This window comes from Aliiglaciecola sp. LCG003, assembly GCF_030316135.1.
Lineage (GTDB): Bacteria > Pseudomonadota > Gammaproteobacteria > Enterobacterales > Alteromonadaceae > Aliiglaciecola.
This window is the reverse complement of record NZ_CP128185.1, coordinates 2550679-2567258: the sequence shown is the minus strand read 5'-3', so window position 1 is coordinate 2567258 and position 16580 is coordinate 2550679. Positions and strand designations below refer to the sequence as shown.

At 43.5% G+C, this 16580-nt stretch carries 9 protein-coding genes; 6 read left to right on the top strand and 3 right to left on the bottom strand.

Features of this window, described 5'->3' with window-relative positions; translation table 11 throughout:
• The first annotated feature begins 394 nt into the window (after positions 1-394).
• Together QR722_RS11015 and QR722_RS11010 are read left to right on the top strand one after the other, a co-directional pair.
• Positions 395-1024: a tyrosine-type recombinase/integrase gene (locus tag QR722_RS11015; protein WP_286282899.1), complete on the top strand. Its 630-nt coding sequence runs from the start codon at positions 395-397 to the stop codon at positions 1022-1024.
• A gap of 33 nt (positions 1025-1057) precedes the next feature.
• On the top strand, positions 1058-2023 hold the full coding sequence (locus QR722_RS11010; protein ID WP_286282898.1) for an IS481 family transposase: 966 nt from the start codon (positions 1058-1060) through the stop codon (positions 2021-2023).
• A gap of 220 nt (positions 2024-2243) precedes the next feature.
• On the opposite strand, the gene QR722_RS11005 is transcribed toward QR722_RS11010, so the two are convergent.
• On the bottom strand, positions 2244-2561 hold the full coding sequence (locus QR722_RS11005) for a TolB family protein (RefSeq protein WP_286282897.1): 318 nt from the start codon (positions 2559-2561) through the stop codon (positions 2244-2246).
• A gap of 29 nt (positions 2562-2590) precedes the next feature.
• On the bottom strand, positions 2591-3064 hold the full coding sequence (locus QR722_RS11000; protein ID WP_286282896.1) for a TolB family protein: 474 nt from the start codon (positions 3062-3064) through the stop codon (positions 2591-2593).
• A gap of 618 nt (positions 3065-3682) precedes the next feature.
• Between QR722_RS11000 and QR722_RS10995 the strand changes: the two genes are divergently transcribed.
• Together QR722_RS10995 and QR722_RS10990 are read left to right on the top strand one after the other, a co-directional pair.
• Entirely contained in the window at positions 3683-6772 is a 3090-nt protein-coding gene (locus QR722_RS10995) for a TonB-dependent receptor (protein WP_286282895.1), read from the top strand.
• A 65-nt stretch (positions 6773-6837) separates the two neighbouring features.
• Positions 6838-11160, top strand: coding sequence for an alpha-1,6-glucosidase domain-containing protein (locus QR722_RS10990; RefSeq protein WP_286282893.1), 4323 nt, complete (start codon positions 6838-6840; stop codon positions 11158-11160).
• A 218-nt stretch (positions 11161-11378) separates the two neighbouring features.
• Here the strand turns inward: QR722_RS10990 and QR722_RS10985 are convergent, their stop codons facing one another.
• Positions 11379-12890 carry a tryptophan halogenase family protein gene (locus tag QR722_RS10985; protein ID WP_286282892.1) on the bottom strand — a complete coding sequence of 504 codons (1512 nt, stop codon included), beginning with the start codon at positions 12888-12890 and terminating at the stop codon, positions 11379-11381.
• 242 nt (positions 12891-13132) lie between these two features.
• On the opposite strand from QR722_RS10985, the gene QR722_RS10980 reads away from it, so the two are divergent.
• Complete coding sequence (locus QR722_RS10980; RefSeq protein WP_286282891.1) at positions 13133-14980, top strand: glycoside hydrolase family 13 protein; 1848 nt, start codon at positions 13133-13135, stop codon at positions 14978-14980.
• A 67-nt stretch (positions 14981-15047) separates the two neighbouring features.
• Positions 15048-16520 (top strand): MFS transporter, encoded by a 1473-nt coding sequence (locus QR722_RS10975; protein WP_286282890.1) that lies wholly within the window; start codon positions 15048-15050, stop codon positions 16518-16520.
• The last annotated feature ends 60 nt before the right edge of the window (positions 16521-16580 follow it).

The window sequence follows — 16580 nt, the reverse complement described above, 5'->3', positions numbered from 1 at the left end:
ATTTCTTATTTTTAAGCACTTTGGTGGGATAAAATAATGACAATTAAATGGGACTATTAATCGGGGTGAAGAACATTTTGAACTATTAAGGCTTAGTAACGAGGGCATTGATCCAATGTCCGCTATAGAGAAAGTTTCTGAAATGTATTGCAAACCCTGACGATCCGCTTCCTGCCATTTTGAGCCGTAGGCAAAGCTACCAGCGTGAGTCCGCTTTGGCACGAAGTGATCTTTCATAAGGCAGGTTTTGACAGTCAGCTTTCTTGTCTTTAGCGGCCAGTAACTGGTGAGTTAATAAATATCTGTACCCCGCTCAAACGCCCCGTTCGCATTTCAAACTAAAGACTATTCGCAGCCTACTAAACTTAGATCTCCATTAACGTAGGAGATTCAAATGTATCAATTAGCAATTTACCATAAAAAAGAACCTTGGAATAAAAACAAGCTAGTAGGACAAAAACTACCGCTTAAACTTCAACAAATTTGGGCGATTCGAATCAGATTAGAGTTGTTCACCAAGATTAGAGATTTGGCACTTTTTAATTTAGCCATCGATAGTAAGCTTCGTGGATGCGATTTAGTTGCTTTGAAAGTTAATAATATTGCACACGGTAAGACTATTCAGTCGAGGGCTATTATTGTTCAGAAAAAGACAGACACACCAGTTCAATTTGAAATAACAGAAAGTACAAGACACTCTCTTTCAACCTTAATCGAACATTCTAAACTCAGCTCATATGACTATTTGTTCAAATCCAGAATCCAATCATCCGAACATATTTCGACTCGGCAATATGGGCGCATAGTAGACAATTGGGTTTCAAGCATTGGATTAGATCATACACAATACGGCACTCACTCTATGCGAAGAACTAAACCGTCTTTGATTTACAAGAAAACAAAGAATCTGAGAGCGTGCCAATTGCTCTTAGGTCACCGAAAGCTTGAAAGTACCGTTAGATACCTAGGTATCGAGGTTGATGACGCCCTTGAGGTCTCAGAGAGCATTGATTCATATGTGTGATTCATAGAGATCGTTTCAGTATACTATGACGCTATGAACAAAGAAATTAAACAACGTTTAAAGTGGATTGAGCTTTACGAAGAAACCAATAATGCGGGCCTAGTTTGTCGTCGGTGTGGAATTTCTAGGCCCACTCTTCGAAAGTGGTACAAGCGATACAAAGAGAAGGGACTAGACGGCCTACAGGACGTTTCTAGACGCCCGCACAGCTCCCCAAACACTAAAATTAATAATCGAATTGAAGAGTGGATTCTTAAACTCAGAAAAGATAGAAAACTTGGTGCCAGAAGAATTCAAAATGAGCTTCTTCGCGAGCATAATTTTCAGCTATCGCTTGCTTCAATTCACAAAGTGCTGACCAAACATGAAGTAAAACCAATAGTTTTTCAGCGGAAGAAAAAAGACTTCATTCGATACCAAAGACCTATTCCTGGTGACCGAGTTCAGATGGATACATGTAAAATTGCACCAGGGATTTATCAATATACTGCTGTTGATGATTGCTCTAGATATCGCGTGTTGGACGTTTTTAAGCGCAGAACGGCAGCCAATACTCTTACCTTCATCGATAAGGTAATAGAAGAAATGCCATTCCCGATACAGCGATTTCAAACTGATCGCGGAACGGAGTTTTTTGCTGAAAAAGTACAGCTCAAATTGATGGAGCATGGCATTAAATTTCGCCCCAATAAGCCAGGCTCTCCTCACTTAAATGGCAAAGTTGAAAGGTCACAAAGAACTGATAAAGAAGAGTTTTATTCGACCGTTAATTTGGATTTGGACGAACTCAAAAATGAAACGTTACCTGAGTGGCAGCATTACTACAATTGGCAACGCGCTCACGGCTCATTCAAAGGTAAAACTCCAATGGATGTTGTATGTGAACGGCTTGAAAAAACACCGCTTTGGGAAGACGTTCACGCTAACTACGAAACTGAAAATGAACGCATTCAGTTATCGAATTATCAGCGTGATCTTCAACTACGAAAAGTGAAATGATGTCTATGAATCACACAATTCATAGAAAGTAAGCCAGACTCTATCATGGAGTCTGGCTCAATTGTGCCATGAGCGGTCTGTCAGAAAAACACATTTTCTATATTGTTTTTATTTTTGAATCGCTTTAGCTAATCTTTCCAAATAGCTTTTATCCACGTGATACACAGTTGCTCATTGTGAGCTACTATTCAAGATTTTCTCAATAGCTGAACCATCCTTGTTAACTTTGTAGATAAAATACATTCTGCGATGAAAAAAAGACTTTGGAGCCATCAGTAGACCACGCAGGATTCCACTCTTCAATACGATTGAATGTTAGTCGCTTTTGGTTGGAACCATTAATATCCATAATATATACCTCTTGTTTGCCATCTCTATCTGAAAGGTAAGCGATTTGCGAACCATCAGGCGAGATCTTTGGCGACATATTATTTGTATCGTCAGTGGTGAGTTGAACTGTGTCGCTACCATCGCTATTGGAAATGCTTATTTGACTTGGGTTAGCTTTAGATTGAAATAGTAGTCGTCCATCTTGCATAAATTCAGGAGCGCGTCCCTCAAATGCTTTTATTTGGCGTTGCTCAGGCCCTCTGCATTCATAAACCAAATTTCTTCTTGCCAGTCTCCATTAACATTTTCGTACTCTCTGGCAAATGCGATGGTTTTTCCGTCAGGAGACCAAGCTGGTGCACTATCCCAAATATTTTCAACATTGGTGAAGCGGCGTATGTTTTTGCCATCCATATCTGCCGTGTGAATAGACCAAGTTTGTTGATTGTCGTATTTAGCATAAAAAGCAATTTGCTTTCCTGAAGGTGAAACTGCCGGGTAGCCGTCATTGGTAGTTACATCCACCACTTTTATGCGCACTTTCCCTTGTTCATCGCTCAAATAAATTGACTTAGTATTTGCTTCCTTAAATGTATAAATAATGGATAAAGGCTGAGCAGGATAATTTTCATTGGCTTGGCAATCAGCCCCAAAAGCAAGAATAGTAATAGACAGTAGTATTTTTGCCCCGTTAACTCGTATGTCTAGCATTGAACATTATCCTCAACGCAACTCCATAATGCAGAATACTCGGTGTATAAGGAGCGATACATAACCCATATAAATAGTATTGTTATGGGGAACCCTATGACTTCTTACATATTTCAGAGAAACGAATTTGACCAGGTGTGTATCTATCCCCTAGAACACTACCACTGCTTCCGATAGCATTTATCCCATAGTTCTCGTTGTTGCCTTTGCCGCTTGGTTGAAATTGCGTTACTGCTGGGTTTCTTGTCACATTCTTTTAACAAGCAATGTTAAAAATTGTTTTATTTTTAATGGTATAAACCAATGGGTCTTTTGACCAATTAACCCTAGTCCTGCCTCTATCACTTTACATTTTAATCCCTTTGTAACGGAAAGGCCGTTTAGAACATTGGTGGGTAATAATTTCACTCCTCTGTCAGTTTTCACAGTCGCCTGCCAAGTATAAAGGGTAAAAAAGTCGCTTTGCATGAGTTGAATACGTATGCACAAGATTGAGTAGTTCATTAACACAGTTGTAACATGATGTGATCGTCAGATATGTCGATTGGTGGTTTTTTGTTAAGGACTTATTAATAAAAACCATTCAATAAAAACACCAAACGGGAACGGGACACATACATGAAAAAATTCAGACCCAGTTTGATCACAGCAGCCTTTTTGGCTAGTGGTATGGCAATTATAGGCGCAAACGCCTATGCACAGGAAGCCGCCGCAGAGCAGCCTGATACCGCCAATGATCAAATTGAAACAATCGAAGTTAAAGGATTCAGTACCAGTTTAATCAAATCACTTAACCAAAAACGTTTCAGTGATACGGTATCAGAGCAATTATCCGCCGATGACTTGGGCGGTTTGCCTGATGTCTCTATGGCAGATGCTTTGACACGTTTGCCTGGTATTTCGGCAGTACGAACTGGAGGACAAGCTGCTGAAATTAACATTCGTGGTTTATCTGGCGATTTCGTCTTTTCCACTTTAAACGGTCGCGAGCAGGTTTCAACCAGTGGTTCACGGTCCATCGAATTTGATCAGTATCCTTCCGAGCTGATTAGCTCCGCTGCGGTTTACAAATCCCCCAAAGCTTCTTTGATTGAAGGTGGGGTTGCCGGCACAGTTGAACTGCAAACCGCCAGTCCATTAGCAATTAGTGAAGATTACAAAATCAATGTGAATGCTCGAGGCATGTTCAATGACCGCGCCGGTGAAATATCCGATGCTGAAGAGTATGGTCACCGTTTTAGTTTTTCTTATCAGGGTAAATTCCTAGATGAAACCCTGGGTGTTGCTTTTGGTTATGCGCGCTTGTTTCAACCAAGTGTATCAACTCAGTTTATTGGATTAGCTTACAATACTGAAAGAGATGTCGATTTGGTCGAAGGGGATGAAGACAACTACGATCCTAATTCCAACATTCCCAAAGATCAGCAATGTGTGGAATGTGAGTTCGTCAGTGAAGGCTTTGAAATGCAGCACCAAGGCGGTAAAGAAACCCGCGATGGTTATATGGCTGCAATCGAATGGGCGCCGACTGACAATTTCGTACTAAAAGCCGATGCGTTTTTATCCAAATTTGACTCCGAAGAGTTTGCCCGTGGTTTTCGGGTGAAGTTTGAACCTAATGGAGCAACTATCAGCAATCCTGTTATCGTAGATAACTCTATGATTGGCGGGACATTTTCACGAAACAGTGATGCCTTCACTCGGGTCGAGTTGGTAAATGATGATAATCAAGACTTCGATGAAATCTCCAACTATGGCATCAATGCAGATTGGCAGGCCACGGACAATTTATCCATCAATGTAGATTTCTCTTATTCGAATGCAAAAAGTGAATTTAGAAACGGTTTGTTGTGGGCACTAGTGGGTGATGATGCAACAGCCGATAGTCCTGAATTTGACACCGATGTGTCAATTTCCTATTTACTAAACGGCTTGAATTTGCCTGATATTGGCTTTAGCCAGTTCGATGCCTTTTCCGATATAAACCGAGTGATGGTGACTAAATACGGTATTTATCCGTATAAAAACGAAGATGAATTGTACGCTTATAAACTTGATCTGAAATACGAGTTGGATAACGCATTTATTTCATCCGTTGAAGTGGGTGTCAGATATTCAGATCGCGAATATTCCAACGACCGTTCAGTGTTTGAATACGGTAGTGATTCCTCATTTTCTGCTAGTGAGCCACCGCTGCGTTTAACTGATGATATGGCGCAGGTCGTAGGTTGGGAAGGGGACTTCGGCTATTTCCCAGACTACCTGTCCATCGATCTTGATAAAGCCTTAAATGCATGGTTTCCCAGTGGCACACCACAGCCAGTGCAAACATGGGGTGAAGGTCATCCTGGTGTAGTGAATAGCCCTGGTGGCACCAAGAATACCTCTTGGTCAGTGCTAGAAAGTGGCGAAGTTTATGAAAAAGTATTGTCAGCCTATGTGATGGCTAACATCGATACTGAGATAGCTGGATTGCCAGTCACTGGTAATATAGGTGTGCGCCGAGTTGAAACCGAACAAGCCTCTACTTTCTTACAAGATGTCAGCCGTGCGTTGGAAATCGAAGGTGTGGATGAAAATGGTGATCCTACCACTATTGAAGTGGTGATGGGCGATCCTGCCTTAGGCGCTCAATTGATTACCGACGATGCTGGACTGGTCAATAATTTCTACCGTCCAGAATTGCTGGTGGATAAATACACCGACTATTTACCCTCGCTTAACTTGAACTTTAAAATTACCGATCAGGACCAAATTCGCTTTGCAGCAGCCAAAGTCATGGGTCGTCCGCCGATCAACCGTTTGTTTGCCAATACCAACGTTCGGGTGTCAGACGTTAACGCAACACAAAATCCCGACTCGGGTGAGATCACTATAGATCGTGATGCTGAATTGTCTGGTAGTTCAACTAATAGCCCGTATTTACGTCCGTTCTACGCGACTCAGTATGACCTCTCTTATGAGCGCTATTTTGATGACACCGACGGAGCTTTTGTGGTTGCTTTGTTCTACAAAGACATTAAATCTTTCATCAATGACTTTACAATCGAGCCTTTTGATTTCGCTGCCAATGGTTTCCAAGTTCCGACTTCTATAGATGTGCCGGTATTCATTGATTTCGATGATCCTAATGCTACACCGCAACAAGCGGTTGACGAGCAAGGTGATCCATTATTTGTCAATGTGCCAACAACCAATGGTCCATATACCACAGCGGTCAATAATAAAGAAGGTGGCTATATCCGCGGTATCGAGCTGTCTTATACCGAGATATACAGCTATTTGCCAGCGCCCTTTGATGGCTTAGGGGTAACGGCCAGTTATTCTTACACTGAAAGTGAAATACAGTTTCAAACCGATTTGGGTGGTTCTAGCACTCCCCAAGCGCTTCCCGGACTTTCTGAAACCGTGGTCAACGGCACCTTGTTCTGGGAATACGATGACTTTGAAACTCGCATCAATGTGAGATGGCGCGACAAGTTTGTGTCTAAACAAGTGGCGGTCAATGAACAGGTTGTGAATTTTGATTCTGAGATGGTGATTGACTATCAGGCGTCCTACAACATAAATGAAAATCTGGGTGTGTTGTTTCAAATTAACAACCTAACCGATGAACCAACCAAAAGTTATTTTGGTCGTGAGGATCTCACCGGCACCATCCAATACTTTGGCACCCAGTACTTTCTTGGGGTGACGTATTCGCTATGAAATTGAATCAATTGATCCATACGAAAAGTCACTCAAAAGAAACAATAACATTGGAGCAAATACCTATGTTTACAAAATTTAGAGCATTGAGCAGTTTATTGCTGATGCTAACGGCATTAATATTGGGCGGCTGTGGCGGTTCCAGCGTAGATTCTGGCACTAATAAGCTGCTCACTTGTAGTGTACCAAACGTACCAGACTCAACGGGTACTCAATGTGTACCGCCTCCGCCAATCCAGTGTGATGCGCCAACAGTACCCAATGAAAGTAACGACGAGTGTGTAGTGGGAGCGGATCCAAGTGCTCCAGCACCTACCTTTACACCGACGGCCGATCAAGCGGTATTGTATTACAACCGCAATACGGTTGGAGCCGACAACTCTTCCAACGATCCATCCTATGAAGGCTATCGTTTACACACATGGAACAATGATGCTTGTAGTGCTTACGCCGATGCCGACACTGATTGGTCAAACGGTCGGGTGCACTCAGGTGTTGATCCAATTTACGGTGCATATTGGATCCTGAATCTGAAGCCAGGCTATGCCGGTGGAGCTGGCGCTTGTGGTAATTTCATTATTCACAAGGGCACTGACGACGACGGTAAAGAGCTCGGCGGTGGTGACTTTAAAATGCCACTTTCGCAAGATGATCCTGACTTTGCACGGATGAACTTCACCTTCTCTGGTGTGGCGTCTGTATTTGAGTTTCCAGTTGTATCCCTTGGTGAGCAAGCGGTAAAAATTGAAGGTCAAGCTGCCCATTGGTTAGATGCGAACACCTTAGTGTGGGATATCGATACTGATGTGGTAAGCACAGTTAAATTGCATTACTCAGCGGATGCTGACCTGAAGGCCTCAATTGAATCTGGCTTAAATGGCACAGTTGTCGAACTTGAAGCGATAAGCCTCAGTGATGAGCAAGCCGCAATTGCCCCCCATCTTGCTAACTTTGCAGCTTTCCAAGGTGCTTGGACCGTAGATGAAGCTAAAGCGGTATTTAAAACTCAAAGTGTATTGGCTGCCTACAATGCTGAGGACAAACTCATTGCCGCAACAGGTATACAGTTGGCCAATGGTATTGATCAGGTTTATACCCTTGGAGATGCGGATGCCGACGAAGCAATGCTTGGACCAATATACCAAGACGATAGTATTACGGCCGCTGTGTGGGCGCCTACGGCGCAAAAAGTACAGCTTAAATTGTACAATGACAATAAAACCTTAGCCTCGACCTTGGCAATGAGTGAAGACCCCGCTACAGGTGTTTGGACTTATACGGGGGGTCAAGAGCTTGATCGTCAGTTGTATCGTTTCGAAGTGACGGTCTATCATCCTAAAGTGAAGGGTATTCAGGTATTGGACGTGACTGACCCTTATTCGGTGAGCTTGTCGACTAATAGCCGTTTTTCACAGTTTGTAAATTTAGCTGATGAGGATTTAAAACCCCAAGGCTGGGATTCACATGACATTCCAACCATTGAGAACTTCGAAGACGCGGTGATCTATGAAGGCCATATTCGTGATTTCAGTGTAAGAGATGAAAGTACCTCTGCTGCTAATCGTGGTAAGTATATGGCATTTACTGAAGATGGTTCGCTACCGGTTGAGCATTTACGTAAATTGGCAGAAACCGGTGTGACCCATTTTCATATGTTGCCTGCCAATGATATTGCGTCAATTGAAGAGGATACAGCTAAAACCGTAGACCTAAACAGCACTGTCGGTCAGCTTTGTGTGCTTAATCGTCAAGCTGAGGTGTGTAAAGATGCGTCGGTTGACACTGAAATGACCCTACTGACTTTGTTTGAAAGTTATGGCGTGGGTGAGGGGATTAAAGCACAAGCATTGACCCAAGATATGCGCAGCATTGACCAATTTAATTGGGGTTACGACCCTTATCATTTTAATGCTCCAGAAGGTAGCTATGCTTCCGATCCTGAAGGTGTGGCGCGGATCAAAGAAATGCGAGCGATGAATATGGCCTTGCATGGATTGGGTTTGCGAGTGGCCTTGGACGTTGTTTATAACCATACTAATGCCTCTGAGCTTAGTGGTAAGTCAGTGCTGGATAAAGTTGTTCCTGGCTACTATCACCGCTACACCGTTGATACAGGCGCTATCGTGCGTGAAACCTGCTGTGACGACACTGAGCCGCGCAATGTGATGATGGAAAAGTTGATGAAAGACTCACTGACACTATGGGCCAGTGAATATAAGTTCGATTCATTCCGCTTCGATATTATGAGTCAAGCCACCAAAAGTACTATGGTCAGATTGTTTGACGCGATTAAAGCGATTGACCCGGATACCTACTTTTATGGTGAAGGCTGGACCCGCGCAGACCGTGGTTATGAGCAAGCTAATCAGCCTAATATGGCGGGTACCGAAATTGGGACCTATAACGACCGTATTCGTGAAGCGGTTCGCCAAGGTAATATATTCAGCGGCGAAGTTAGTAACGCAGCCTCAGGGGATCAAGATAAAGTTAAAATGAGTTTGGCTGGTACGCTGAGCAACTACATTTTGCAGGATTTCAATGGTGTCGCATCTACCACAAGCAGCATCGGTGGTTATGCAACAGACCCTGCTGATATCATCAACTATGTGTCTAAGCATGATGATGAATCCTTGTGGGACCAATTTCAATATAACCTCCCTGAAACCCTAACGTTGGCAGAGCGGGTACGGGCGCAAAATGTTGCTGCCACTCTTCCGCTGATGTCGCAAGGTATTCCATTCTTGCAAATGGGTGGTGAGTTCTTACGTTCAAAATCTATGGACCGTAATACTTATGACGCCGGTGATTGGTTCAACTATGTTGATTTCAGCATGCAAACCAACAATTGGAATATCGGGTTACCATTAAGACAAGACAACGAAGAAAACTGGCAGTTGATGCAGGCATTTTTTGCTGCACCAGAACGCGCTGCAAGCATGAACGAAATTGAGTTCGCGTCTAGCGTTTTCAATGAAATGCTCAGCATTCGCTCTGCTAGTAAATTGTTTAGATTAACCAACGCCGAGCAAATTATTGATAGAGTCGGTTTTCACAATATTGGTCGTCGCCAAACCTCAGGATTGATTGTGATGAGCATTGATGATGGTGTGTCGGCTGATCCTGATGCCATGCGCACTGATCTTGATCCTATGGTAGATGCCATTGTAGTGGTGGTTAACACCGGATATGAAGATCAATCCCATACTGTACCTACTGCAGCGGGCTTTGAATTGCATAGCGTGCAGATGGCATCACTTGATCCTGCAGTAAGAGGCGCGAGCTTTACCGCTGGTGAAGGCGAGGGTACGTTTACGGTGCCAGCGTTAACCACTGCGGTATTTGTTAAGCCACAAATGGGCGTACAAGGCCAAGGTTTATCAGCACTTGCCACCTCTGGTGCGCCTGATGTTGTTCCTTACGGCAGTACTGCGGTATTTGTACGCGGCGCTTTTAACGGTTGGGGTGAAAGTAACGAAATGACCTATCAAGGTGATGGCGTTTACCAAGCTGTTATTGAAGTGCCAGCGGGCGATTATGAATTCAAAGTGGCTTCGTCCAATTGGTCGACAGTAGACTTTGGTTCAGCAGCACAGGATATTGAGCTAGGAACTGAGAAGAGCTTAAGTCGTGGTGGTTCAAATCTGAAATTGACACTCGCAGCAGATGCAACCTTGAAATTTGTTATTGATGCGTCTGATAGTGAAGCACCAATCTTGTTAGTAGATAACGAAGAGCCTTTCTTTGGTACTACTGTGTTTGTTCGTGGTGGAATGAATGGTTGGGGTGAAGTAGATGCAATGACTTATCAAGTTGGCGGTATCTATACTGCTACTATTGATATCACAGCAGGAAGCTATGAATTTAAAGTAGCCTCAGGCGATTGGAGTACAGTCGATTATGGCAGTGGAGAAGCGGAAGCGTTGGTAACTGTTGGTACTGAAAAGTTACTCGGCAGCAATGCTAACTTAGAAATTACCTTTGCCACAGATGGACAATACAGCTTTGTGTTCAATGCAAGTAACCTTGATGAACCTACTCTGACAGTATTCCCTGCCAATTTCTTTGGCGACACTACGGTCTTTATCCGTGGCGGAATAAATGGTTGGGGCGAAGTTGATGCCGTTGTTTACGATGGCAATGGTGGCTATTCTGTTGATATCGCAATCGATGCGGGAAGCTATGAGTTCAAAGTCGCTTCAGCTGATTGGTCGACGGTGAATTTAGGCGGCAGTGAGGATGCAACAAACGTCCCATTGGACACCGAAGTTCAACTGGCTCAAGGTGGGTCAAACTTGCTGTTGGATATTCCTGCTACAGGTACCTATCGTTTCGCCATAACAGGGCCTGATCCAAGTAAAGCTAAAGTCACCATAAGTGCAGTGAATTAAATTTGACTGCTGGCAACTAAGGCCAAACCTTATTAATTTAAAACCGCTCATAATGAGCGGTTTTTTTGCTTCAGGTATCTGAAAAGTCAATCCACACAGGATGGGCGTAATAGCTGGGCCAAAAAATATTCGAGTAAGGTGAACGGCACCATAAGTGGTAACTTATGTGACAAGGAATGGCCTTGCCTGGGGCTAGGATAATGTGTTTTTTCAGACCGCTACTCTAACTTTAAGGCTTGTTGATGAGGGATAAATCCTTTGGCACATTGCTGAATAAAGTGGGATATTTCCTGCTGATTAACTTGATGGCTGGCTGGTTGTTTAGCACCCAAGACCGGGAATTGGCCGTAACCGGCTAATAAACAATGCCATGACACGGCAGGGTAATAATGGGCGATGTTTTGTCGTTCAATCTCGGCGGTGAGATCTGCACCCCTCTGCCAACATTCAATAATATGGCTTAGTGACGCAGATATATGCTGATTGGCTGCGTTATCTAACCAATAAGCCGTGTCTGTGCGGGTGTTCATTTTGTAGTGACAGACAATATAGTCGCGAATGCCGTCAAACCTATGGTTTATGCGTTGGTTAAATTCATTTTGATGCTTTTCGGTAAATCCACCAGATTGGAAGGCGCTGATGAAACTTTCAATGGTTTCTTGTACCAAATGCAGCGCGGTCGCTTCCAAGGGCTCAATAAAACCTTGGGATAAGCCAACGGCAAGACAGTTTTTGTACCAATGTTTCGCTACTCTACCTATACGCATGTTGAGGTGCCTGACGGGCACATCAGCATCTAATATATTGAGTTTTTGGCGCAGTTCTGTTTCTGCTTCCTCGGCGTTTATATATCTAGAACTATATACATAACCATTGCCAATGCGGTTGGTTAGCGGGATTTCCCAACTCCAACCGCTGCTTAATGCTTGGGCAACGGTTTGCACAGGCAAGGGGGTTGTTTTAGTTGATGGTATAGCCACTGCACTATCATTAAATAGATTATCAGCGAAACTAACAAACTCTACCCCTAATGTTTTTTGCAGCAATACGCTGCTAAACCCAGAGCAATCAATAAACCAGTCGGCGCAGATTTCTTCGCCTTTATCACCAACTAGACACTTAATATCGCCTGATGGATGGGTCTGTACCTGTTGAATTTTACTCTGGATGTGCTTTACACCCTTATCGGTCGCCAAATACTGTAAATAATTGCCTAACTTTGCAGAGTCAAAGTGGTAGGCATAATTGATTGCGACAGGAAAATTGGCTTGGGTTTTGGGGCTCAGCCCGTTTTTAGCTAAATATGCAGACAGGAAATATTGATCAGGATGAGCATCGACATCGTGACCTTGGCGACGCAGTAAACAATTAACCAAAAAGCCGCCCGCAGTTTGTTTATCGGGAAAAGACGCAAAGGGATGAAAATAGTCCTGAAAGCCTATGTTACTGGACCAACCTTGAAATTTTATGCCATTTTTAAAGGTTGCATGGCATTTAGACATCCATTCTTGTTCACTTATCCCCAGAGTATTAAAAAACTGTTTCATCTGTGGCGTTGAGCCTTCCCCCACACCGATGATTCCGATATCAGGGGATTCAACTAGGCTAATTTTAAAACCATGTTGAGCCAAATGATGTTGCAGTAAATTGGCCGCCATCCAACCAGCAGTGCCACCACCTAATATTACAATTGATTTTTCCACAGTGTGGGGGTTTTCACTTGTTGTCATACAAAATATTAACAAATCCTATCATTAGCCTGTCGTCTTGAATAGCGATGTAACTGCCCATTTTAACCATTTATTGCTCTGCGGCCTGATGCCATCATAGTGAATACGTATGCATAGGTTTGTGAAGCAGTAGATGCAAAGGTAGTATCGTCTTTTTAGTCTGTTAACCGTTAATTAACAAACCAATTGGGAAACCTAATTTGATGCCTTGGTGTCTCAAAAATTTTGCGAGTGTATGTCACTTGAAGCCGATTAAATGCCTGCTCGCCCTGTTAGTATTAAGTTACTGTCAGGTCAGCCAAGCGATAACTATTCAACATTTAGAGCCAGCGTTTTGGTGGACCGGTATGAGCGATTCTTCATTACAGTTGATGGTTCATGGTGACAACATTGCTGAAACTACCCCGCAAATCAGTTACCCGGGTGTGCAGATCACCTCAATGGAAAAAACCGATAATGCCAATTATCTGTTCATTAACCTGCAGCTTTCCAAATCCGTGCAAGCGGGTAATTTTGATATTGTGTTTAACCAACAAAAATCCGAAGTGGCCCGCTTTGACTATGAATTAAAGCCGCGCAAGCAAAATTCAGCCAAAAGATTGGGATTTTCAGCCAAAGACGTCATTTATTTAATTACCCCAGATCGTTTTTCCAATGGTGACCCCGACAACGACACTGTTGTGGGTTTAAAAGAGGGCGTTAATCGAGAACAAAAAGGTGGCAGGCATGGTGGCGATCTTCAGGGCATCATCAATCATTTGGATTATATTGAAGAGATGGGCTTTAGCCAAATATGGACTATGCCGATAATGCAAAACGACATGCATGGGTATTCCTATCATGGCTACTCCACAACTGATTATTATCAAGTGGATCCACGTCTTGGCAGCAATCAATTATATCTTAGCTTATCTGAACAAGCTGCAAGTCGAGGAATCGGCCTGATCCAGGATGTGATCCTCAATCACATCGGCTCTGAGCATTGGTGGATGAAAGACTTACCCAGCAAAGACTGGATAAATAACAACGCCAAGTTTACCCCTACCACCCATATGCGCGAAGTATTGCACGATCCCCATGCAGCAGAAGCGGACAAACGAGGATTCAATGACGGATGGTTTGTGCCTACAATGCCAGATCTGAATCAACGCAACCCATTGGTAGCAAAGTATCTGATTCAAAATGCAATTTGGTGGATTGAATATGCGCAATTGTCTGGCCTGCGGGTTGACACTTATTCCTATTCGGATATGGCATTTTTGAGTCAATGGACACAGCGGATTATGCAAGAGTATCCCAATTTAAATATAGTTGGGGAAGAGTGGTCGGTGAATCCTGCCATAGTGGCTTTTTGGCAGCATGGTTCAAAACGCCATAGTGACTATCAATCTTGGTTGCCCAGCGTGATGGATTTCCCCACGCAGCAAAAATTAATAAATGGTTTAACCCATGAGGAAAAATGGGGCTCCGGGCTAATTGAGCTATACGAAAGTCTGACCAACGACTATTTATATGGTGACCCTTATAATCTGCTGGTGTTTGCCGATAATCATGATATGAGCCGTATTTTCACGCAGTTAGATGAAGATGAGCAATTGTATTACATGGCAATCAGTTACCTGTTAACCACCCGGGGCATTCCGCAAATATTTTACGGCACAGAAATATTGATGAGCCATTCGGGCAGTGAAGATCATGGTGTAATTCGTAGCGATTTTCCCGGAGGTTGGCCACAGGATGAAGCTAATGCGTTTAGTGGAGTAGGTTTAACCACTAAACAGCAGCGTGCCCAAACATACCTCAAAAAACTGCTAAACTGGCGCAAGACTAATCCGGCCGTAACCCAAGGAAAATTAACTCACTATGCCCCTCAGAATGGGCTCTACGTCTATTTTCGCCATTTCAAAGATAGCAAGGTGATGGTGATTTTAAATAAAAATCCCGAGGTCACTGAGCTAAAATTGGCGCGTTTCACTGAAATGTTACAACACCATCAGTGGGCGAAAAATATTATGACCGATCTCAAATTACCTTTGAAGCAGAGTCTAAATGTTCCAGCAAAAAGTGCATCGGTTCTGGAACTACAGTAAGCGCTAGTCCATGCCGAGATGGGTGAAATTATGCATTTGATTAACAATAGTAAATAAGAGAAACACAATGAAAAAGACCCAACCGCAATTAAGCTTTTGGCAAATTTGGAATGTCAGTTTTGGCTTTCTTGGCGTGCAATTTGGCTTTGCTCTGCAAAATGCCAATATCAGCAGAATACTGTCTGATTTGGGCGCGGACTTGCACTCACTTTCACTTTTTTGGTTGGTCGCCCCCATCATGGGCCTATTGGTTCAGCCGCTGGTTGGTTCAGCATCGGATCGCACGTGGAATAGAGTAGGACGACGCAAGCCTTTCATTCTAGCGGGAGCTTTGGCGGCAGCATTAGGGATGTTCTTAATGCCCAATGCGCCGTTATTTGTCGCCTTTATGGTGCCTATGTTATTTGGTGCCATGATGTTGGCGTTAATGGACGCATCGTTTAACGTCTGCTTTCAGCCTTTTAGAGCCTTGGTATCTGATATGGTGCCGCCGAAGCAACGCAACATAGGTTATTCGGTCCAGTCTTTGCTGATAAATATCGGTGCGGTGGTTGGCTCCATATTGCCTTTCGTACTGACTAATGTTGTGGGACTAGAAAATACTGCCAAGGCAGGGGAAGTGGCACCGTCAGTGACGTGGGCGTTCTATTTAGGGGCGACAGTGTTACTCGGTTCGGTACTTTGGACGGTCTTTCGCACTAAAGAATATGCACCTAAAGAGTATTATGCGTACAAAGGCCTCGATTACGAAAAAGTGCAAAAAGAACAGCAAATCAAATTGCCTGTACTCACCCGTTTAGGTAATTTCTTCTCGCTGGTCGCCTCTATGCCTAAAACAATGAAACAATTGGCGGTGGTGCAGTTTTTCTCGTGGTTCTCATTATTTATTATGTGGGTGTATACCACCCCTGCCATTACTCAGCATATTTGGGGTGTTGAACCTAAATGGTTTGACCCAACGTATTTGAGCTCGTTAGCAGAGATCCCGGCGCATATATTAATTGCCAAAGGTGCAGCAGGGGATTGGGTTGGGATTCTGTTTGCGGCATATTCATTGTTTGCTGCACTGTTTTCAATCGTGCTGGCGAAAATGGCAGATAAGTTTGGCCGCAAGTTGGTGTACTCGGTATCACTTTTATTGGGTGGGATAAGTTACATCAGTTTTCTGGTTTTCCAGAATCCCGAAGCAACCGTTGTCAATATGTATATCACCCAGGTAACAGTACCTGCAGGTGCGGTGAATTTGCTGCTTCCTATGATTGGGGTAGGCATTGCCTGGGCGGCGATATTGGCGATGCCCTATGCGATGCTGGCGGGGTCTTTGCCAGCGGATAAAACCGGTGTGTATATGGGTATATTCAACTTTACCATTGCTGCCCCACAAATAGTCTCCGGGATTTTATCAGGGTGGATATTGAGTTCAGTGTTTGATAATCATGCCATCTACATATTAATTCTGGCTGGTGTGTCGATGATTTTGGGCGGTCTGGCAGTATTCTTCGTTCAAGAACATGAGCAGGTAGTTGAGGTTAAAGCCTGAGATTCGAAATATTAAATTGGGCAAGCCGAGATAAATCTATCTCGGCTTGCCAACAAAGCT

Bases quoted from the DNA above. Each gene is read 5' to 3' on its own strand.
- QR722_RS11010 (WP_286282898.1), top strand. From the start codon at position 1,058: ATGAACAAAGAAATTAAACAACGTTTAAAGTGGATTGAGCTTTACGAA.
- QR722_RS10990 (WP_286282893.1), top strand. From the start codon at position 6,838: ATGTTTACAAAATTTAGAGCATTGAGCAGTTTATTGCTGATGCTAACG.
- QR722_RS10985 (WP_286282892.1), bottom strand. From the start codon at position 12,890: ATGACAACAAGTGAAAACCCCCACACTGTGGAAAAATCAATTGTAATA.
- QR722_RS11000 (WP_286282896.1), bottom strand. From the start codon at position 3,064: ATGCTAGACATACGAGTTAACGGGGCAAAAATACTACTGTCTATTACT.
- QR722_RS11015 (WP_286282899.1), top strand. From the start codon at position 395: ATGTATCAATTAGCAATTTACCATAAAAAAGAACCTTGGAATAAAAAC.
- QR722_RS11005 (WP_286282897.1), bottom strand. From the start codon at position 2,561: ATGCAAGATGGACGACTACTATTTCAATCTAAAGCTAACCCAAGTCAA.
- QR722_RS10995 (WP_286282895.1), top strand. From the start codon at position 3,683: ATGAAAAAATTCAGACCCAGTTTGATCACAGCAGCCTTTTTGGCTAGT.
- QR722_RS10975 (WP_286282890.1), top strand. From the start codon at position 15,048: ATGAAAAAGACCCAACCGCAATTAAGCTTTTGGCAAATTTGGAATGTC.